General features: G+C 68.3%; 20 protein-coding genes. 13 read left to right on the forward strand and 7 right to left on the reverse strand.

The features are described from left to right. Positions 1 to 17: 17 nt before the first annotated feature. Positions 18 to 512 carry a Cys-tRNA(Pro) deacylase gene (ybaK, locus tag BLU62_RS30980; RefSeq protein WP_074854236.1) on the reverse strand — a complete coding sequence of 165 codons (495 nt, stop codon included), beginning with the start codon at positions 510 to 512 and terminating at the stop codon, positions 18 to 20. 157 nt (positions 513 to 669) lie between these two features. Between ybaK and BLU62_RS30985 the strand changes: the two genes are divergently transcribed. Continuing rightward, the gene (locus BLU62_RS30985; RefSeq protein ID WP_074854237.1) at positions 670 to 1,464 is read left to right on the forward strand and encodes a sigma-70 family RNA polymerase sigma factor; all 795 of its coding nucleotides are present in this window, start codon (positions 670 to 672) and stop codon (positions 1,462 to 1,464) included. After that, a complete protein-coding gene (gene rsrA / locus BLU62_RS30990) occupies positions 1,461 to 1,748 on the forward strand; it encodes a mycothiol system anti-sigma-R factor (protein ID WP_074854238.1) in 288 nt (95 codons plus the stop codon). Before BLU62_RS30985 ends, rsrA begins: the two co-directional genes overlap by 4 nt. 121 nt (positions 1,749 to 1,869) lie before the next feature. On the opposite strand, the gene BLU62_RS35020 is transcribed toward rsrA, so the two are convergent. After that, on the reverse strand, positions 1,870 to 1,944 hold the full coding sequence (locus BLU62_RS35020; protein WP_369758845.1) for a 50S ribosomal protein bL37: 75 nt from the start codon (positions 1,942 to 1,944) through the stop codon (positions 1,870 to 1,872). Positions 1,945 to 2,076: 132 nt separating this feature from the next. On the opposite strand from BLU62_RS35020, the gene BLU62_RS30995 reads away from it, so the two are divergent. Both BLU62_RS30995 and BLU62_RS31000 read left to right on the forward strand, forming a co-directional pair. Next, positions 2,077 to 2,292, forward strand: coding sequence for a biotin/lipoyl-binding carrier protein (locus BLU62_RS30995; RefSeq protein ID WP_074854239.1), 216 nt, complete (start codon positions 2,077 to 2,079; stop codon positions 2,290 to 2,292). Positions 2,293 to 2,329: 37 nt separating this feature from the next. Continuing rightward, the gene (locus tag BLU62_RS31000; RefSeq protein WP_074854240.1) at positions 2,330 to 3,835 is read left to right on the forward strand and encodes a sensor histidine kinase; all 1,506 of its coding nucleotides are present in this window, start codon (positions 2,330 to 2,332) and stop codon (positions 3,833 to 3,835) included. A gap of 90 nt (positions 3,836 to 3,925) precedes the next feature. On the opposite strand, the gene BLU62_RS31005 is transcribed toward BLU62_RS31000, so the two are convergent. After that, a complete protein-coding gene (locus BLU62_RS31005) occupies positions 3,926 to 4,180 on the reverse strand; it encodes a WhiB family transcriptional regulator (RefSeq protein WP_004023450.1) in 255 nt (84 codons plus the stop codon). A 444-nt stretch (positions 4,181 to 4,624) separates the two neighbouring features. Here BLU62_RS31005 and BLU62_RS31010 point away from each other — a divergent pair, with 444 nt between their 5' ends. Then, positions 4,625 to 5,848, forward strand: coding sequence for an MFS transporter (locus tag BLU62_RS31010; protein WP_074854241.1), 1,224 nt, complete (start codon positions 4,625 to 4,627; stop codon positions 5,846 to 5,848). Here BLU62_RS31010 and BLU62_RS31015 read toward each other — a convergent pair. After that, positions 5,767 to 6,702, reverse strand: a complete 936-nt coding sequence (locus BLU62_RS31015) for a diacylglycerol/lipid kinase family protein (protein ID WP_208863725.1) — start codon at positions 6,700 to 6,702, stop codon at positions 5,767 to 5,769. The genes BLU62_RS31010 and BLU62_RS31015 overlap by 82 nt on opposite strands. A 130-nt stretch (positions 6,703 to 6,832) precedes the next feature. Between BLU62_RS31015 and BLU62_RS31020 the strand changes: the two genes are divergently transcribed. After that, complete coding sequence (locus BLU62_RS31020; protein ID WP_074854362.1) at positions 6,833 to 7,279, forward strand: hypothetical protein; 447 nt, start codon at positions 6,833 to 6,835, stop codon at positions 7,277 to 7,279. A gap of 108 nt (positions 7,280 to 7,387) precedes the next feature. Further along, a complete protein-coding gene (locus BLU62_RS31025; RefSeq protein ID WP_074854243.1) occupies positions 7,388 to 8,176 on the forward strand; it encodes a ParA family protein in 789 nt (262 codons plus the stop codon). A 21-nt stretch (positions 8,177 to 8,197) separates the two neighbouring features. Here BLU62_RS31025 and BLU62_RS31030 read toward each other — a convergent pair whose 3' ends face one another. Together BLU62_RS31030 and BLU62_RS31035 are read right to left on the reverse strand one after the other, a co-directional pair. Then, positions 8,198 to 9,472: an Rv3212 family protein gene (locus BLU62_RS31030; protein WP_074854244.1), complete on the reverse strand. Its 1,275-nt coding sequence runs from the start codon at positions 9,470 to 9,472 to the stop codon at positions 8,198 to 8,200. Positions 9,473 to 9,490: 18 nt separating this feature from the next. Next, positions 9,491 to 11,113 (reverse strand): DEAD/DEAH box helicase, encoded by a 1,623-nt coding sequence (locus tag BLU62_RS31035; protein WP_074854245.1) that lies wholly within the window; start codon positions 11,111 to 11,113, stop codon positions 9,491 to 9,493. A gap of 313 nt (positions 11,114 to 11,426) precedes the next feature. On the opposite strand from BLU62_RS31035, the gene BLU62_RS31040 reads away from it, so the two are divergent. Together BLU62_RS31040 and BLU62_RS31045 are read left to right on the forward strand one after the other, a co-directional pair. Further along, a complete protein-coding gene (locus BLU62_RS31040) occupies positions 11,427 to 12,131 on the forward strand; it encodes a ferritin-like fold-containing protein (RefSeq protein WP_074854246.1) in 705 nt (234 codons plus the stop codon). Between the two features lie 112 nt (positions 12,132 to 12,243). Continuing rightward, positions 12,244 to 12,474 (forward strand): DUF3107 domain-containing protein, encoded by a 231-nt coding sequence (locus BLU62_RS31045; protein WP_005197051.1) that lies wholly within the window; start codon positions 12,244 to 12,246, stop codon positions 12,472 to 12,474. 93 nt (positions 12,475 to 12,567) lie between these two features. Here the strand turns inward: BLU62_RS31045 and fasR are convergent, their stop codons facing one another. Beyond that, on the reverse strand, positions 12,568 to 13,260 hold the full coding sequence (fasR, locus tag BLU62_RS31050) for an HTH-type transcriptional activator FasR (RefSeq protein WP_074854247.1): 693 nt from the start codon (positions 13,258 to 13,260) through the stop codon (positions 12,568 to 12,570). A 66-nt stretch (positions 13,261 to 13,326) separates the two neighbouring features. On the opposite strand from fasR, the gene BLU62_RS31055 reads away from it, so the two are divergent. The 4 genes from BLU62_RS31055 (at position 13,327) to BLU62_RS31070 (ending at position 18,306) form a co-directional block, all read left to right on the forward strand. Continuing rightward, positions 13,327 to 14,370: a DUF3152 domain-containing protein gene (locus BLU62_RS31055; protein ID WP_074854248.1), complete on the forward strand. Its 1,044-nt coding sequence runs from the start codon at positions 13,327 to 13,329 to the stop codon at positions 14,368 to 14,370. A gap of 120 nt (positions 14,371 to 14,490) precedes the next feature. After that, entirely contained in the window at positions 14,491 to 15,687 is a 1,197-nt protein-coding gene (moeZ, locus tag BLU62_RS31060; protein ID WP_208863713.1) for an adenylyltransferase/sulfurtransferase MoeZ, read from the forward strand. A gap of 91 nt (positions 15,688 to 15,778) precedes the next feature. Beyond that, on the forward strand, positions 15,779 to 16,633 hold the full coding sequence (locus BLU62_RS31065; RefSeq protein ID WP_074854249.1) for a TIGR02569 family protein: 855 nt from the start codon (positions 15,779 to 15,781) through the stop codon (positions 16,631 to 16,633). Between the two features lie 209 nt (positions 16,634 to 16,842). Next, entirely contained in the window at positions 16,843 to 18,306 is a 1,464-nt protein-coding gene (locus BLU62_RS31070; RefSeq protein ID WP_074854250.1) for an MFS transporter, read from the forward strand. Positions 18,307 to 18,332 lie beyond the last annotated feature (26 nt).

Genomic DNA, 18,332 nt, shown 5'->3' on the forward strand with positions numbered 1-18,332 from the left:
CTGCGACATCGGGGACCTCACACGGCGATGTCGGCGACCACTGCCGTCGTCATCGCGACGAGGTCTGCAGGTGCCAGCGCGATCTCCAGGCCGCGCTTGCCGGCACTGCAGAGGATCCGGTCGAACTCGAGCGCCGAGGCGTCGATGACCGTGGGCAGAGCGGTGCGCTGACCGACGGGGGAGACGCCACCGAGGACGTAGCCGGTGGTCCGGGTGACGGCCTTGGCCTCGGCCATCTGGACCTTCGACGCGCCGAGCGCGGCGGCCGCCGCCTTCAGCGACAGCTTGCGGGGGACCGGGACCACGGCGACGGCGAGACCGGGACGGTCGGCGCCCGACAGTTCGACGACGAGCGTCTTGAAGATCTGCTCGCCGACCACCCCGAGCGATTCGGCGAGCGCCTCGACGGCCTCGGCCCCGTAGGCCTCCGACCGCGGATCGTGGTCGTAGCGGTGCACGGTGTGCGCGATCTGCGCGCGTTCGAGGGCAGCGATCGCCGGTGTTGCCGCCATGGTCGGGTGCCTCCTGGTGGGGACAGGTCGGGGTGACCGGGTCGGATTGTGACGTGGAGAGCGTATGCGACCCAGCGGGAACAAACTGCCCGTCGCGCCCTGTTGTCACTGGTTGCGACGTGATGACCGGGAGCGCATGCGAGGAGGGAGAACCGGAATGAGCACAACGGCGGTACTCGAGCCACCGGCACTCGTGGAGGTGATGCCTCTCCTGCCCGGGCCGGGGTCGGTAAGCTTGACCGGCAACGTCCCAGTGACGCCTCTCATCGAAGGGATCGTAGTGGCCGAAGCCGAGTCAGCCGACACCGAGAAGGGGTCTGCCGAGAAGAGCGCGCCTCGTCGGGCCGATCCGAGCGAGTCCCCCGAGCAGCTCACCGAACGGTTCGAGCGCGACGCCCTGCCGTTGCTCGACCAGATGTACGGTGCGGCGCTGCGGATGACCCGCAATCCCGCCGATGCCGAGGACCTGGTCCAGGAGACCTACATCAAGGCGTTCACCGCATTCGCGTCGTTCCGGGAGGGCACCAACCTCAAGGCGTGGCTCTACCGGATCCTGACCAACACCTACATCAACGGCTACCGCAAGAAACAGCGCCAACCCGCGCAGTACCCGACCGACGAGATCACCGACTGGCAGCTCGCCGCCACCGCCGAACACACCTCCCAGGGATTGCGCTCGGCGGAGATCGAGGCCCTCGACGCACTTCCGGACGACGAGATCAAGGCCGCGCTGCAGGAGCTTCCGGAGGACTTCCGGATGGCGGTGTACTACGCCGACGTGGAAGGCCTGCCGTACAAGGAGATCGCCGAGATCATGGACACCCCCATCGGCACCGTCATGTCCCGACTCCACCGAGGACGCCGCCAGCTGCGTGAACTGCTGGCCGACGTCGCCCGGGAGCGTGGATTCAACCGATCCGCCGGCGCCAAGGGTGCGGAGGTGGCGCGATGAGCGACATCGATCCGGAACTGACCCAGCTCGACTGCTCCGCGGTCATCGCCGACGTCTGGCTGCTGCTGGACAACGAGTGCGACGAGAACGCCCGCCGGCGACTCCAGGGCCATCTCGACACCTGCCCGTCCTGCCTGGCCCACTACGGCATCGAGCAGCAGCTGAAGGCCCTCGTCAACCGCAAGTGCGGTGGCGACCAGGCACCTCAGGGATTGCGCGACCGTCTCCGTGTGGAGATCCGCAAGACTGTCATCATCCAGGAGATCACCGAGACCGAACGCTGAAAAACCCCACCTCACCTCCGGAAACCGGAGGTGAGGGCACGAAAAAGCCCGGGCGGCCAGATGGCCGGACCCGGGCGTTTTTCTTGGTGCTCGCTCGCCGAACCCCGCCGTGAGGCGAAGATCAGGCGTTGGGACGCTTGCCGTGGTTGGCAGCGTTCTTCTTACGAGCGCGCTTCTTGCGTCCGCGCTTTCCCATGACGCATCTCCTTTTTCCGACGGATGGGGACATCACAGTGTCTCAGGCATTCTCCCACGTGCCAAAACCCGCCCGGCCCCGACCCTGCCCCGACCGATCGTCGGCCGTCACCTCGTGGGCTAACTTGTGTGCATGGCAGAAGACGTGGTGGCAGAGATCGTCGCGAGTGTCCTCGAGGTCCTGGTTGCCCCCGGGCAGCAGCTCGAGGTCGGTGACACCCTGGTGCTACTCGAGTCGATGAAGATGGAGATCCCCGTTCTCGCAGAGGAACCGGGCACCGTCGCCGACATCAAGGTGAAGGTGGGTGACGTCATCCAGGCCGGCGACGTCATCGCCACCTTCGAGTAGCCACACCACACCCCTCCGCGAACCCGGGGCCTTCTCGATGTCGACACTTGCCGACCTGCTCGCCGAGCACACCACCCTCTCCGACGCCGCTGCCGCGCATCTGCAGCGCCTGGTCGCCGAGTGGCAGTTGCTCGCCGACCTGTCCTTCGCGGATCTCCTCCTGTCGGTGCGCACCGACGAGGGCGCCGTGGTCACCGTCGCACAGTGCCGGCCCAACACGGCGTCGACGGTGTTCCCCACCGACGAGGTGGGCCGCGTCATCGACACCGCGGTACATCCGCAGGTGCTCCGCGCCTTCGACTCCGACAAGGTCCTCCGCGACGAGGATCCGACCTGGTTCGGCGCGACGGCCATGCGGCAGGAGGCGGTCCCGGTCGGCTTCGAGGGGGAGGTGATCGGCGTCCTGACCCGTGCCGTCGACCTCACCCACCCGCGGTTGCCGTCGCCTCTGGAGCTCGCCTATCAGGACTCGGCGGACGACCTGTGCCAGATGGTCGCCGACGGCACGTTCCCGCACGAGGAGGGCAATCCGCGGGGTCTGTCGACGCCTCGCGCGGGTGACGGGTTCATCCGCCTCGACCGGACCGGCACGGTCACCTACACCAGCCCCAACGCCCTCTCCGCGTTCCACCGCATGGGATGGACTGCCGAGCTCAACCACACCCGGCTCTCCGACGTCGTCAAACAACTGGTCACCGAGCCGTTCGAGGCCGACGACGTCGCGATGATGCTCGACATCGCGGCCGGGGTGGCACAGGTGCCCACCGGCCCGTACCGCGACATCGGCATGCGGGTGGAGGCCGACGCCCGACGCGCGACGGTGCTCATCCGGGCGGTGCCGCTCCGCCCGAAAGGCCAGGAATCCGGGACAGTTGTGCTGATCCGCGACGTCACCGAGGTCAAGCGGCGCGATCGTGCACTGATCAGCAAGGACGCGACCATCCGGGAGATCCACCACCGGGTGAAGAACAATCTGCAGTCTGTCTCAGCGCTCCTGCGCCTGCAGGCCCGGCGCACCTCCAACACCGACGCGCGCGAGGCCCTCAACGAGGCCGTGCGCCGCGTCGCCTCGATCGCCCTCGTGCACGAGCTGTTGTCCGGCAGCGTCGACGAGGAGGTCGATCTCGACGAGGTCGTCGACCGTCTCGTCCCGATCCTGGTCGACGTGGCGTCCAACGAGTCTCGGGTGACGGTGCGTCATCGCGACCGTCTCGGGGTGCTCACCGCCGAGCTCGCGATGCCGTTGGTGATGGTGCTCACCGAGCTCATCCAGAACGCGATCGAGCACGGCTTCGACGGCTCGCCCCGATCGGACGCCGAGATCGCCGTCATCGCCGAGCGTGATGTGCGAAACCTGCGGATCGCCGTGCGCGACAACGGCTCCGGGCTTCCGGAGAGCTTCGACCTGGCAACCTCGGACCACCTCGGACTGCAGATCGTCAAGACGCTCGTGTCGATCGAGCTCAGCGGCGAGCTGGACGTCCGACCCAATCCGGAGGGCGCGGGAACCGAAGTCGGGGTGAACATTCCGCTGCGGTCCTGATCGTCGGCCGGGAAAACCGTTGCCGGACACGAAAAAACCCGGCCGTGGCCGGGTTTCTTCGAATCCGGGCGAACGCCGGCTCGGGTGAGCCTAGACGCTGCTGCGGGTGCGGGTGCGTGCGGTACGACGCTTCAGCGCGCGACGCTCGTCCTCGCTCATGCCGCCCCAGACGCCTGCATCCTGGCCCGACTCGAGGGCCCACGAGAGGCAGTCGGCGGTGACGGGGCACCGTGCACAGACGAGCTTCGCGTCGGCGACCTGTGCGATGGCCGGACCGCTGGTTCCCACGGGGAAGAACAGCTCCGGATCCTCGTCGCGACAGATGGCCTTGTGACGCCAGTCCATTCCACTACTCCTTCAGGCGCGTTTCCGCGCACCATCGATTGGCTGATTGCCTGCTGATTGTTTGGCTGGTAACTCTCAGTTCACGCGGGCGCACCGAATGTTTCCGCGTTGTTGCTTGTGAATACTTTCACGAATCCAGCCGAAGTCAATGGTTCTTGGTTAACACGTGGGCAACATCACGTCCCGCGCCTACCACTCCGGCCGAAGCCGCCCCCATGGGGGGTATGGACAGCGGGTTCGCCGTCCGTGTAGTAGTCTACGCGCACCCCGCGGGCGCTGTCGATGAGTTTCCGCAGGTGGCGACCCTGAGAAGGGGCAAAATTCCTCGTGACGTGGAGAGACGCAGCAGGTACTCTTGCTCACATGCGTCGACGATGTTGATCCACACCACGCCGGCCGGGCGGTCGTGGCCCGGGTTCGCAGCGCCGTCTGGCCGTCTGCGCCGTGGGTGCCGCCCTCCTCGAGGACCTGATCCCGCTCTACCCGGTCTACGCGATCCTGTTCGCCGACACGACGATCCCGGGAGCCGGGCTGTCGGCCGCCGAGATCAGCGCACTGTTCGCGCTGTGGTCGGTCTCGACGGTGATCGTCGAAGTGCCCACCGGCATCCTCGCCGACCGGTACTCACGCCGCCGCCTCCTCGTCGCCGGACCCCTGGTCACCGGTGCAGGCTTCGCGCTCTGGACGTTCGCTCCGTCGTTCCTGTCCTTCGCCGCCGGCTTCGTCCTGTGGGCGATCGGCGGCTCGCTGCGCTCCGGCACGAACCAGGCGCTCGTCTACGACGAACTCGCACATCTGGGCAGGTCGCAGGACTATGCGCGGCTCGCGGGCGCCATGCGCGCGGCGGCCGCGGTCGGGGTCATCGGCGGGACGGCCCTGGCGGTGCCGCTCCTCGGGTGGGGCGGATACACGGCGGTGGGTGCCGCGAGCGTCGGGGCCTGCGTGCTCTGCGCGATCGCATCCGCGGGGCTGCCCGAGACCGGCGCCCGAACCGCTGATCTCGACGATGCCGATCTCGACGACGCCGATCTCGGCGACGAGCCGACCGGCTGGATCGCGATCCTCCGCAGCGGACTGCACGACCTTCGCGACCAGCCGGTTGCACGCCGATTGCTGATGCTCGTCATCGCCCTGACCTGGGTCGCGGCCCTCGACGAGTACCTGCCGCTGTTGGTCGAGTCCTTCCTGGCCGGCCCGGGGTCGGGCACCACCCCGCAGGCGGTCGCGCTGCTCATGATCGTGGTCGCGGTCGGCGACATCTGCGGTTCACTCGCGGCCCGGCGCATCCGCCGACCGTCTGCGATCGGTCCGGCGGTGGGCATCGGTGCCGTCGCGCTCGTCCTCGCCTCGCTCTGGGGTCATCCGGCCGGGGTCGTCGGAATCGCCGTGGCCTTCGGGATCTTCGGCTGGGCGCTCGTCGTCGCCGACGCGGCCCTGCAGGACCGGCTGAGCTCGGGGTCGCGGGCGACGGTCACCTCGATCGCCGGCATGGGGGAGGAGGTGGTCGCGATCCTCGCGTTCGCCGGCTGGGCGGCGGGTTCGACGCACCTCGGGCCGGCGACCATGTTCGCGATCGCCGCGCTGCCCTACGCGGTGGTGGCCGGTGCGATGACGGTGAGGGCGTCGCGCCGATGGCGAAAACGTATGTCGCGGAACGCGCCTATGTAGTCGCCGTCCATCTGCACGTCGATCGGCGCCTCGGCGATGAACCGGACCTCGTCGACGTCGTCGTCGCGAAACAGGTGGCGCGCCTTGGGATCTGCCTGCGACAGCAGCCGGGTGGCGAGTGGCAGGTTACGCAGGACGCCGGTCGAGGTGGCCACGAAGATGCCGAGACCGGTGTCGAATCCGGTGTTCGGGTTCGTGCGGATCTCACGAGGGCCGAGATAGGTCCACGGACTCGTGTTGGAGACGAAACCGAAACGGGCGCCGACGATCCGGTCGCGGCCGGGGATCTCGACGTCGAAGGTCGCCGAGCTGCCCGCCTGCTTGAGGAAGCTGCTGACGGTGGTCCACAGGTAGCGCGCGGGGGTGGCCGCCTTGCCCGCGTGCCGCTTGTCCTCCATCGCGTGCACCACGACGGCGTCCATGCCCATGCCCGTGTTGAACAGGAACCATCGGTCGTCGGTGTGACCGAGGCCGATGCGTCGACTCTCCCCGGCGTCGAGGAGCGTGATGATCTGCTGGGTCGCGAGCAGCGGGTCGGGATCGATGCCGAGGGTGCGCGCGAAGACGTTCGCGCTGCCGCCCGGGATGACGGCGAGGCCGGGCCGGCGACGCGAGGGATCGCTCTTCCCCGGCGGATCGAGGAGGCCGTTCGTCGCCTCGTTCACCGAGCCGTCACCGCCGTGGACGATGACCGTATCGAAATTCTCGGCGGCCGCGCGTGCGGCGAGTTCGAAGGCGTGCCCGCGGTGGGTGGTGAGCTCGACGTCGAGGTCGAAGTGCGCGCTGAGGGTGTGCACGAGAGCATCGCGCCCGGCCGGACTGGTCGCGGTGGCGAAGGGGTTGACGATGAGCATGACGCGCACGACACCCGAGGATATGGGGTAGGGGGCGTCCCCGCGCAATCCGCCCGGCCGGTAGTGGCGTGGGATACGTCGCCGTGGGGTGGACAGCGGCCTCGCGACCCGCACCAAATACCCTGGACGGGTGAGCACCGAGAAGGACCGCCCGGAGCAGGACCGGCAGGAGATCGACGTCGATCCGTCGGTGACGCCCACCCAGATCAAGGTGGCCGGCGCGGTGACCACCGTCGAGGGCCTGCTCGGCGTCGCGGTGGCGGTGATCCTGGTGATCCGCGCACTCGCCGGGCACGAGGAGACGGCCATCAGCGGCTACGGCACCGCCATCTGGTTCGGGATCATCGGCGGCGGCGTCCTCGTCGGCGGCGTGGCCCTGTTGGCGGGTCGGCGCTGGGGTCGATCGATCGCGATGGTCGCCCAGATCCTGCTGCTCCCGGTCGCGTACTACCTGTACACCAGCGGCTGGCCGGTGTTCAGCGTGCCGTTGGCGCTCGCGGCGATCGCGGGGCTGGTGATGCTGTTCAGCCCGGCCGCCGTCCGGTGGCTCGCGAGCGACGTCGGGCCCGATCACTGACCTGATCGCGGCCGCGACATCGGGCTTCCCGATCAGTTGACCCAGTTGTTACCACGACGCTGACTCTTATCCGTCGACGCCACGGCAGGCGCCCGTACAGTAGGGCCCATGACGCGCATCCTCGCGATTGCCAATCAGAAGGGTGGGGTCGCCAAGACCACCACGGTCGAGTCCCTCGGAGCAGCTCTCGCCGATCTCGACGTGTCGGTGCTCGTCGTCGATCTCGATCCGCAGGGCTGTCTCACGTTCTCGCTGGGTCATGATCCCGACCAGCTCCAGAGCTCGGTACACGACGTGCTCCTCGGCGACGAGGAGATCGCCGATGTGCTCCTCGACACCGAGGACAAGGTGACCCTGCTTCCCGCCACCATCGACCTGGCCGGCGCCGAGGCGCTGCTGCTGATGCGGCCGGGCCGCGAATACGCGCTCAAGCGGGCGCTGGCCGAGGTGGGGCAGGACTTCGACGTCATCATCGTCGACTGCCCGCCGTCGCTGGGTGTGCTCACGCTCAACGGCCTCACCGCCGCCGACGAGGTGATCGTCCCCCTCCAGTGCGAGACCCTCGCGCATCGCGGTGTCGGGCAGCTGCTGCGCACCGTTGGTGAGGTCCAGCAGATCACCAACCCCGACCTCACGATGCTCGGTGCGGTCGCCACGCTGTTCGACGCGCGGACCACGCACAGCCGGGACGTCCTCTCCGACGTCGCCGATCGTTATGACCTACCGGTCCTGAACCCGCCCATTCCGCGTACCGTCCGGTTCGCGGAGGCCTCCGCCTCCGGAACCTCGGTGATGCGTGGCCGAAAGAACAAGGGCGCCAGCGCATATCGCGAACTCGCGGAGAACCTGTGGAAGCACTGGGACGCGGGAGAGGGCGTGCGGACCCTCGAGTTCTGAGGTCGCCGCACCGGGTGGGGGTCAGGCGGGGCCGAATGCCTCGATCGTCGTCCCGCGCTGCTCGACGACGACGTCGCCGAGCACCCGCAGACTCACCACACCGTCCGGCGCGCTGCTCCGCGTGAGCGGGATGGAGCGGATCTCACGGCCGGTGGCGACGTCGCGCACGCTGATCCCAGCGGTGCTCGGCAGCAGGAGTTGGCCGGCCATCACCTGGCCGGGACCCAGCGTGCCGGGCACCTGGTAGATCGGTTTGAGGCTCTGCGCGTCCAGCACGACCGTGGACTTGCCGGTCCAGTAGGTGACGACGCCGCTCCCGTCGATCGGCACGCTGCCCGACGGCGGTGCCGCGTCCCCGGACACGGTGTTCGAGCCGGTCGCCACCCCCTCGGTGTCGAAGCGGCGGATGGACGGCCCGCTCTCGCCGCCGAGCGCCGGGGGTTCGGCGGGACTCGCCCCACCGTCGTAGACGGCGATACCCGACGACGACATCGCGATCACCACCGGAGGCGGACCGCTCACGTCGCCGGTGATCAGCGTCGAGCCGTGTTGCTCGACTCTCTCGTCGTCGTCGAGGAGGGCTCCGAGCACGGTCAGCCGGTACCCCGGGTCGTCGGCACAGCGTTCGACGACGGACATGCGGTCGCCGGTGATGGCCGAGGAGAAGATCTCACAGTCCCGGCGCTTCGCCTCGTCCTCCGGACGGACGGGCGCCTCCACGCGTCCGTACTCGATACCGCGCACCAGATTGGAGCCCCACGTCTCGAGTCGGCGAGGACCCTGGGCGACGACATACCCGTAGTCGCTGACGAGCCGCAGCTGATCGTCGGCATCGCTGGTCCGGGTACCCTTGCGCGCGCCGGTCTTCGCGTCGAGCGCGGTGACCTCGGAACAGCCTCGGGAGTTCCGGTAGACGGCCAGTGCCAGGTCGGTGCTGGCGGTCCACGCGGTGTCGACCACGCACAGATCCAGATCCCGGCGGTAGGACCACACCTGGGCGCCGGATGCCGGATCGTGTCCGATGACGGTGCCGCCGTTGCCGGTCACCACCACCGAGTCGGCGATGGCCGGGGTGACGGTGGCGTCGGAAGCAGCCTGCCAGCGGGGCGCGAAGGCCGCGGGGACCGCCGCGGGTTGTTCGACCTCGGGTGGTGCGGACCGCGCCTGGACGCTGGTCGTTCCGCGCACCGGGCTGATCAGCCAGGCGATCAGCCCGACAGCGGCGACGACCACGACGATGATCGCGCTGATCGCGAGATCTATCGGCCGGCGCCGCTCCGGTTTGACGCGTGCCACGCGTGGACTCGTGGTGGGTTACTCGGCTGCTGCCGGTGCGGTCTGGGCGGCGACCGGCGTCGACTCGCCTGCGCCCGAACCCTCGCCCTCGGGCTTCCGGTTGGCGCCACCACGACGACGGCGACGACGACGCGGCTTCGAGGTGCCGTCGGCATCGGCGTCGTCGGTGGCCTTGGTATCGGTGGCCTTGGTATCGGTCGCCTTGGTGTCGGCGGTCTCGGTGGCAGTGTTCTCGGTGCCCGCGTCATCGCCGCCCTGGCCGCCGCGGGTACGGCGACGGGTGCGGGTCGAGCGCTTGCGCGGTTCCCGGTCCTCACGCGTCTCGCGGGTCTCGTTCGGGTCGCGGGCGGGCTTGGCGGCCACGATCCGGCCGGTGGCCGAGTCCGGGATCGACATCTCCTCATGCAGGTGCTCTGAGGTGGAGTAGGTCTCCGCGGGCTCGGGGATACCGAGTCCGAGGGCCTTGTCGATGAGCTCCCAGCGGTGCAGCTCGTCCCAGTCCACGAGCGTCACCGCGATACCGGTGCGGCCCGCGCGGCCGGTACGGCCGATGCGGTGCACGTAGGTCTTGTCGTCCTCGGGGCACTGGTAGTTGATCACGTGGGTCACGTCGTCGATGTCGATACCCCGGGCGGCGACGTCGGTCGCGACGAGGACGTCGATCGAGCCGTTCCGGAACCGTCCGAGGGCCTTCTCGCGGGCGACCTGGCCGAGGTCGCCGTGCACGGCGCCCACCTTGAAACCGCGCTCGGCGAGGTCGTCGGCGACCTTCTGGGCCGTGCGCTTGGTACGCGTGAAGATCATCGTCGCGCCGCGGCCCTCGGCCTGCAGGATGCGGGCGACGAGCTCGGCCTTGTCCAGCGCGTGCGCGCGGTAGGCGTACTGCTTCGTGCGGTCGTGCACCGCCGAGTCGTTGGCGTTCTCGGCCCGGATGTGGGTCGGACGGTGCAGGAAGGTGCGGGCCAGGGTGACGATCGGGCCGGGCATGGTCGCCGAGAACAGCATCGTCTGGCGCGGGGTCGGCAGTGCCGACATGATCCGCTCGATGTCCGGGAGGAAGCCGAGGTCGAGCATCTCGTCGGCCTCGTCGAGGACGAGGATCGAGACCTTGCCGAGCACGAGGTGGCCCTGCTGGGCGAGATCGAGGAGGCGGCCCGGGGTGCCGACGACGACGTCGACGCCGGACTGCAGTTCGGCGATCTGTGCCTCGTAGGGACGGCCGCCGTAGATCGAGGTGATCTTCAGCATGCGGTTGGTGCCGTCGGCGAGGGTGACGTCGGTCTTCTTCGCGGCGATCTCGAGGTCGCTGGTGACCTGCACGCAGAGCTCACGGGTGGGCACGATGATCAGCGCGCGCGGGGTGTTGTCGAGCGGGCGGACCCCGGTGGCCTCGGCGTTGGCGAGGCGATGGAGCAGCGGGATGCCGAATCCGTAGGTCTTGCCCATGCCGGTGCGGGCCTGACCGATCAGGTCGTCGCCGCCGAGGGCGAGCGGAAGGGTCAGTTCCTGGATCGCGAACGTCTGGGTCTTGCCGTCGTCGGCGAGGGCCGAGACGATACGCTCGTCCACGCCGAGTTCGGCGAAGGTGGGGGCGGTGTGGGTTTCGTCGACGATGGTCGTCTGCACGGCCGTATCGGTCATGTGCGGTTGTTGCCTTTCTGGCCAGTCTCTTGCGCGCGTGTGATTCCTGCGCGCACGAGGAAAGCTCGAAAGTGCGCGCGCAAATGTCGTAGTGGCACCGGGGATCCGACCGGGGTGTCAGGACACGAACTCTTTCGATCCCGCGAGAGACTCGCGAGGGGTCGTCGTCTCATCCACACGGTCGCATCCACACGCTCGCGCCGGCGAGCACGCGATGATCACGCAGCTCAGCGGGCAAGCGACGGGGGTCCCGTCGGAGTGCACCGCCATCGAGTGTACTTGGTGCTTCCTGAGGGGCCGCTACCATCACCTCATGGCGCCTGCATCCGACCCTTCCGAGTACAGCCCCGCGTCCACGCCGGTGGCTGCGATCGAGACCCAGGACCGAGTGGTCGGGAAGCTGTTCGCAGTGCTGCTCGCCGGCGAGTTCGCCGCTTTCCACCGGCTCATCGAGGAGTCGGCGATGGCTCCCGACGTGCCCAGCAAGATCGCCATCGCGCGCATGGCCGCCTCCGAGGTCGCCCACTTCGACCGGCTCGCCGAGCGGGTCGAGACGATGACCACGCTGACCGCCGCCGAAGCCGTCGAACGCTACCGATCGGTCTTCGACCAGTACCACCGGGCCACCACCCCGAAGACCTGGTACGAGGCCCTGGTGAAGGCGTACGTCGGTGACGGTCTGGCCTCCGACTTCTACGTCGAACTGTCCGACATGCTCCCGCCCGACTCCCGCACCGCCATGGCCGAGGTGATGGCCGAGACCGCGAACTCGGCGTTCGCCCGCGACCAGGTCCGGGCCGCCGTCGAGGCGGACCCGTCGATCAAGTCGGCGCTGGTCCTGTGGGGCCGTCGTCTCCTCGGCGAGGCGATCACGCACGCGCAGTGGGTGCTCGCGGCCGAGGAGGAGGTCACCGACCTGCTCTTCGCCGAGGCTTCGTCGCTGTCCGGCGTCGCGCATTTCTTCGACGCGGTCGCGGCGAAACACGCCGAGCGTATGGCCGATCTCGGACTCGACTGACCAGGCCTCGCGGTCCCCGGCTTTTCGCTGTCAGCGGAGCGGCTGTCCGGTCCGGCGGCCGCTGGACTAGCCTTGTGCGGCAAGCGTTGTTGACACCGGAGGAGGGCGGCACATGGCCGTGGAAGTGAAGATCGGCATCACCGACAGCCCGCGTGAGCTGACCATCGCGACGTCGCTGACCAGCGACAAGGCCTACGCCGAGGTCGAGGCGGCACTCGGCGGCAAGCAGCAGTTGCTGGCCCTGGTCGACGAGAAGGGTGCCCGCTACCTCATCCCGGTCACCAAGATCGCCTACGTCGAGGTCGGGGCGTCGGAGAACCGTCGCGTCGGATTCGGTTCCTGAGGCGGGTCCACACCACGAACAAGGGTCCTTCTGCGACGTCCGCGAGTGAACGCGGGGCGTCGCAGAAGGACCCTTGTCGTCTGCTGGTGTGACTCAGGCGGAGTCGTCTCGAGCCGGAGCGTTGTCCGTCTCGTCCGCGGCGGCGGCGTCGTTCTGCGGGACGGCCTGACGCGGGAAGTGGGACAGACCGCCCCAGAGCAGGGCGACGGTGGTGTCGACGGCGGTCTGCTTGTCGACCGGACGCTTGGCCTCGAGCCAGTAGCGCGCGTTGACCTGGCTGGCACCGACGAGCCCGGAGGCGAGCATGCGGGACCGGTACGGATCGAGCCCGGAATCGTGCATGACCAGGCCGTACACCGCGTCGACGCAGGCCTCGGTGGCGCCCTCGACGCGTCGGATGACGGCGGGATCGGAGGCGTCGGAGGAGAAGATCAGCCGGTAACCGGAGTTGTCCTGGTCGATGAAATCGAAGAACGCCTCGACGGCCGCACGCACACGCTTGCGGTTGTCGGTGGAGGTGCGCAGGGCCGTGTTCACGTCGCTGACGAGCTTCTCTGCATGCGAGTCGACGACCGCGATGTAGAGGTCGAGCTTGGACGGGAAGTGCTGATAGAGGACGGGTTTGCTCACGCCCGCGTGCACGGCGATCTCATCCATGCCGGCGGCGTGGTAGCCGCGTTCGACGAAGATCTCACTGGCCGCGTCGAGCAACTGCATCCGCCGTGCACTGCGCGGCAGGCGCGTACTGCGCCCGGGTACTGCGGACGCGTTGGTTGCGGTCGACATGGCCAAGATCGTACTCGGCAGACCTTCCTGCGCAGTATCGGCGGTCCGCTGTGAGAAAGTTAGTCCGTGAGCCGCACAGAGGATGGTGGCCCCGGCCTTGATCATGGACCGGTGCGCACCAAGGACGTCGGCCCGAGATCGTCGGGACGTCCCAACCCGGACCAGCCGCTGCGTGCGCGCTGGGATCCGACCGATGACAGCGGCCGGCCCCGCGTCGACCGCGATGCGCAGCCCGAGTACAAGAAGCAGTCGGCCCTCGGCCGTTTCGTCTCGACCTACGGGTGGCGCGCCTACGCCATCCCGGTTCTGACCATCCTCACGATCGCGCTGATCGTGGTGACCATCCAGGACGGCCGGAGCGCCGATCTGGCCCCGACCGCGGCGGTCAACCCCGACTCGGCCGCCCGCAACACCGACATCAGTACCGAGACGCGGCCGATCGGCGCCCCGACCGGCGACATCCAGGCCGCGGCACTGCCCGCGGGCACCCTGCCCCAGGGCGGCCCGTTCACCGTGCAGGGCCGGCAGACCTTCCGGGTGCTGCGCGGCGCCGGTGAGAAGGTCGGAACCGGCGGGCAGGAGTACACCTACACCGTCGAGGTGGAGAACGGTCTCAACCCGCAGGACTACGGCGGCGACCCGACCTTCGCGAAGATGGTCGACACGACGCTCGCCAATCCGCGCAGCTGGATCGGCGACGGTCGCGTGAGCTTCCGGCGCATCGACCGCGGCGAGCCGGACCTGCGTATCACGCTGGTCTCCACCGGCACCACGCGCGAGCTCTGCGGATACCAGATCAAGCTGGAGACCTCCTGTTACTACCCGCCTCAGCAGCGCGTGACCCTGAACGAGGCGCGCTGGGTCCGCGGCGCGCTGTCATATCAGGGTGACGACGTCGCCTACCGCCAGTACCTCGTCAACCACGAGGTCGGGCACGGGCTCGGTTACGCATCGCATGAGCCGTGCCGCGAGGACGGCGCGCTCGCGCCGGTGATGATGCAGCAGTCCTTCGGTACCGCCAACTCCGAGATCATGGCTCTCGATCCGGACATGAAGGCCGATCGCACGTTCGTCTGCCGACCGAATCCCTGGCCGTTCCCCAAGCGTTAGTTCTGCTGGTCGAGCGGGCCTCTCTGCTGGTTGAGCTTGTCGAAACCCCCCGGGAATGACACGGCCATCGCGGTGGTTGTCCCAAGAGTCCGTGTTTCTCGCCGAATTCTGGAGGCGTTCGTGTCGTCGCAAGGGTCGCTCACCGGGTCACTGCCACCGCTGGTGGAACCGGCAGCCGAGCTGAGCAATGAAGAGGTGGCCCGATACAGCCGCCACCTGATCATCCCGGACGTCGGGATGGACGGTCAGAAGCGTCTGAAGAACGCGAAGGTGCTGGTGATCGGTGCCGGCGGACTCGGCTCGCCGACGCTCCTGTACCTCGCCGCCGCGGGTGTCGGCACGATCGGCATCGTCGAATTCGACATCGTCGACGAGTCCAATCTGCAGCGCCAGGTCATCCACGGACAGTCCGACATCGGGCGTCCCAAGGCCGAGAGCGCGCGGGACTCGATCCTCGAGATCAATCCCTACGTCACGGTGAACCTGCACGACCAGCGTCTCGAACCCGAGGGTGCGATCGAGCTGTTCTCGCAGTACGACCTCATCCTGGACGGCACCGACAACTTCGCGACCCGCTACCTGGTCAACGACGCCGCAGTCCTCGCGCACAAGCCCTACGTGTGGGGCTCGATCTACCGCTTCGAGGGTCAGGCGTCGGTGTTCTGGGAGGACGCCCCCGACGGCCGCGGCCTCAACTACCGCGACCTCTATCCGCAGGCCCCGCCGCCCGGCATGGTGCCGTCGTGCGCCGAGGGCGGTGTGCTCGGCATCCTGTGCGCCTCGATCGGTTCGATCATGGGCACCGAGGCCATCAAACTCATCTGCGGTATCGGCGAGCCGCTGCTCGGCCGGCTGATGGTGTACGACGCCCTCGACATGACCTACCGCACCATCCGGATTCGCAAGGACCCGGAGGGCGAGCGCGTCGCGGGCCTCATCGACTACGACGACTTCTGCGGTGTGGTCTCCAGTGAGGCCTCCGACGCCGCGGCCGGGTCCACGCTCACCGCGGTCGAGCTAAAGCAGAAGATCGACGCGGGGGAGAAGGTCGCGATCATCGACGTGCGCGAGCCGGTCGAGTGGGACATCGTCCGGATCGAGGGCGCGACCCTCATCCCCAAGGGAGACATCCTCTCCGGGGAGGGGCTGGCGAAGGTGCCGCAGGACCGGCCGACGGTCCTCTACTGCAAGACCGGTATCCGGTCGGCGGAGGCGCTCGCCGCACTCAAGCGGGCCGGGTTCGCCGACGCCACGCATCTGCAGGGCGGGGTGACCGCCTGGGCCAACCAGGTCGACAAGACACTGCCGGTCTACTGAGCCCCATCCGCGCAGGTGCCGCGTGCCTCATCTCGGGCGCGGCACCGCGTGCCTCATCGAATAGGTCAACCACGCTCGGTAATCTGGCCTGGTGAATACCGTCGAGCCCCCCGAACATGTGCTGAACACGTTCGGGCTCACCGCGCATCCGCCCGTCGCCATGGGCGACTCCTGGATCGGTGGCTGGCGCGTCGGTGAGGTCGTGCTGTCGCTGGTGCCCGATCATGCGCGCGCCGCCTGGTCGGCCTCGGTCCGCGAGACGCTGTTCGTCGAGGGCATGCGGATCGCCCGCCCGTTCCGTGCCACCGACGGCCGCTACGTCGTCTCGGGATGGCGCGCCGACACCTACATCGCCGGCACACCCGAGCCGCGCCACGACGAGGTGGTCCTCGTCGCCGACCGGCTGCACGAGGCCACCGCGGCCCTGGAACGTCCGCGTTTCCTGCTGCAGCCGCCCGCCCCGCCGCACACCGACGTCGACGTCTTCACCGCCGCCGACCGTGCGGCGTGGGAGGAGGTCCCGCTGCGTTCGGCGCGTGCGGCGGGCATGGCCGAGCCGACCGCACCCGACGGTGTGCAGAGCGTCGAGATGCTGAGAACCCTTGCGAAGCTTCGTAAGCCGGTCGATCTGCCGTCCCAGGTCGTGCACGGTGACCTCTTCGGCACCGTGCTCTTCGCCGGTGCCGCGGCACCCGGCATCACCGACATCGTCCCGTACTGGCGGCCGGCCCCGTGGGCCGCTGCGGTGGCGGTGGTCGACGCCCTCGCCTGGGGTGGCGCCGACACCGAGCTCATCCAGCGATGGTCCGATCAGCCGGAGTGGCCGCAGATGATGCTGCGGGCGACGATGTTCCGACTGGCGGTGCATGCGCTGCACCCGCGGTCCACCTCCGGCGCACTGCCCGGGTTGCAGCGGGTCGTCGAACTGGTACGTTTGCTCGTATAACCGCAGCTCACAGCCGCGTTCGGCGATTGTCGGAGTTCTCACACGCCTGGTGTGACGAAGTGAGAACAACGTGACGGTCCGGTCACCTCGCGGAAAATCCGCGCAACACGCCCCCTGGATGCTTGGTCTCAAGTCGCACGACATCGGTGTCGGAATGACAGACCGCACTGCTCGTGCAGTGACCACCAAGCATCGGAAGACGGGGACGCATGGCCTTCGCAGACCTCAGAGCACAGCTCACTCGTGACCACACCATCACCGGCTGGGACCCGGAAGATCGCGTCGCCTGGGACAACGGCAACGCCGCGATCGCCAAGCGCAATCTCGTCTGGTCGGTGATCTGCGAACACGTCGGCTTCTCCATCTGGTCGCTGTTCTCGGTGATGGCCCTGTTCATGGGTCCCGAGTACGGCATCAGCATGGACCAGAAGTTCGTCATCGCCGCGACCGCGACCCTCGTCGGGTCGTGCCTGCGCATTCCCTACACCCAGGCGACCGCGAGGTTCGGCGGGCGTAACTGGGCCATCTTCTCCGCCATCGTGCTCCTCATCCCGACGGGGCTGACGATGATGCTGATGATGAACCCGGGTGAGTTCGGATTCGGCTGGTTCCTGGCGGTCGCGGCCATCACCGGTTTCGGCGGCGGCAACTTCGCCTCCTCGATGACCAACATCAACGCCTTCTACCCGCAGCGGCTCAAGGGTTGGGCGCTCGGACTCAACGCCGGCGGCGGCAACATCGGTGTCCCCGTCGTGCAGGTCATCGGCCTGCTGGTCATCTGGCTGTTCGCCGACCAGCCCGAGATCGTGTGTTCGATCTACCTTGTCGCACTTGCCGTCGCGGGTGTGGGCGCCGCCATCTACATGGACAACCTCGACCATCAGACCGCCAGCGGCAAGGCGATGATCGACTGCCTGAAGTACCGCGACACGTGGCTCATCTGCCTGCTCTACATCGGCACCTTCGGCTCGTTCATCGGTTTCGGTTTCGCGTTCAGCCAGGTGCTCAACATCAGCTTCACCTCCGCCGGTGCGTCCAAGCCCGCCCTCGCCGCGGCTCAGATCGCCTGGATCGGACCGCTTCTCGGCTCGATCGCGCGTCCCTACGGCGGCAAGCTCGCCGACCGCATCGGCGGCGGCAAGGTGACGCTGTACTGCTTCATCGCGATGGCCGCATCGGCATCGATCCTCGTGGTCGCCGGTATGTCCGCCGACGCGAACGGCAAGGTGATCACCGGCGGCGTCCTCGCCGCCTTCATCACCGGCTTCATCCTGCTGTTCCTGATCTCCGGGATCGCCAACGGCTCGGTGTACAAGATCATCCCGACGATCTGGGAGCACAAGTCGCAGTCGCTGTCGGGCCTGAACGCCTTCGGCAAGACCACCTGGTCGCGCAGCATGTCCGGCGCGCTGATCGGTATCGCCGGTGCGGCCGGTGGCCTCGGGGGCGTCGGTATCAACCTGGTCCTCCGGTCCAGCTACAAGTCCAATCAGTCGGCCACACAGGCTTTCTGGGTGTTCCTCACCTTCTATGTGGTGGCCGCGGTGGTCACCTGGTGGTTCTACGCACGACGCCCGATCGTCGTCGGCGAGACGACCGACCTGCCGGTCGCGGACACCGCAGGCACCGCCACCACCACCGGGGCGCCGGCCGGCAAGGAAGCGCTGGCCTGAGTTCGCCCGCGGCAACTCGACCACCA

Source organism: Gordonia westfalica (assembly GCF_900105725.1).
In the GTDB taxonomy this organism is placed as follows: Bacteria; Actinomycetota; Actinomycetes; order Mycobacteriales; family Mycobacteriaceae; genus Gordonia; species Gordonia westfalica.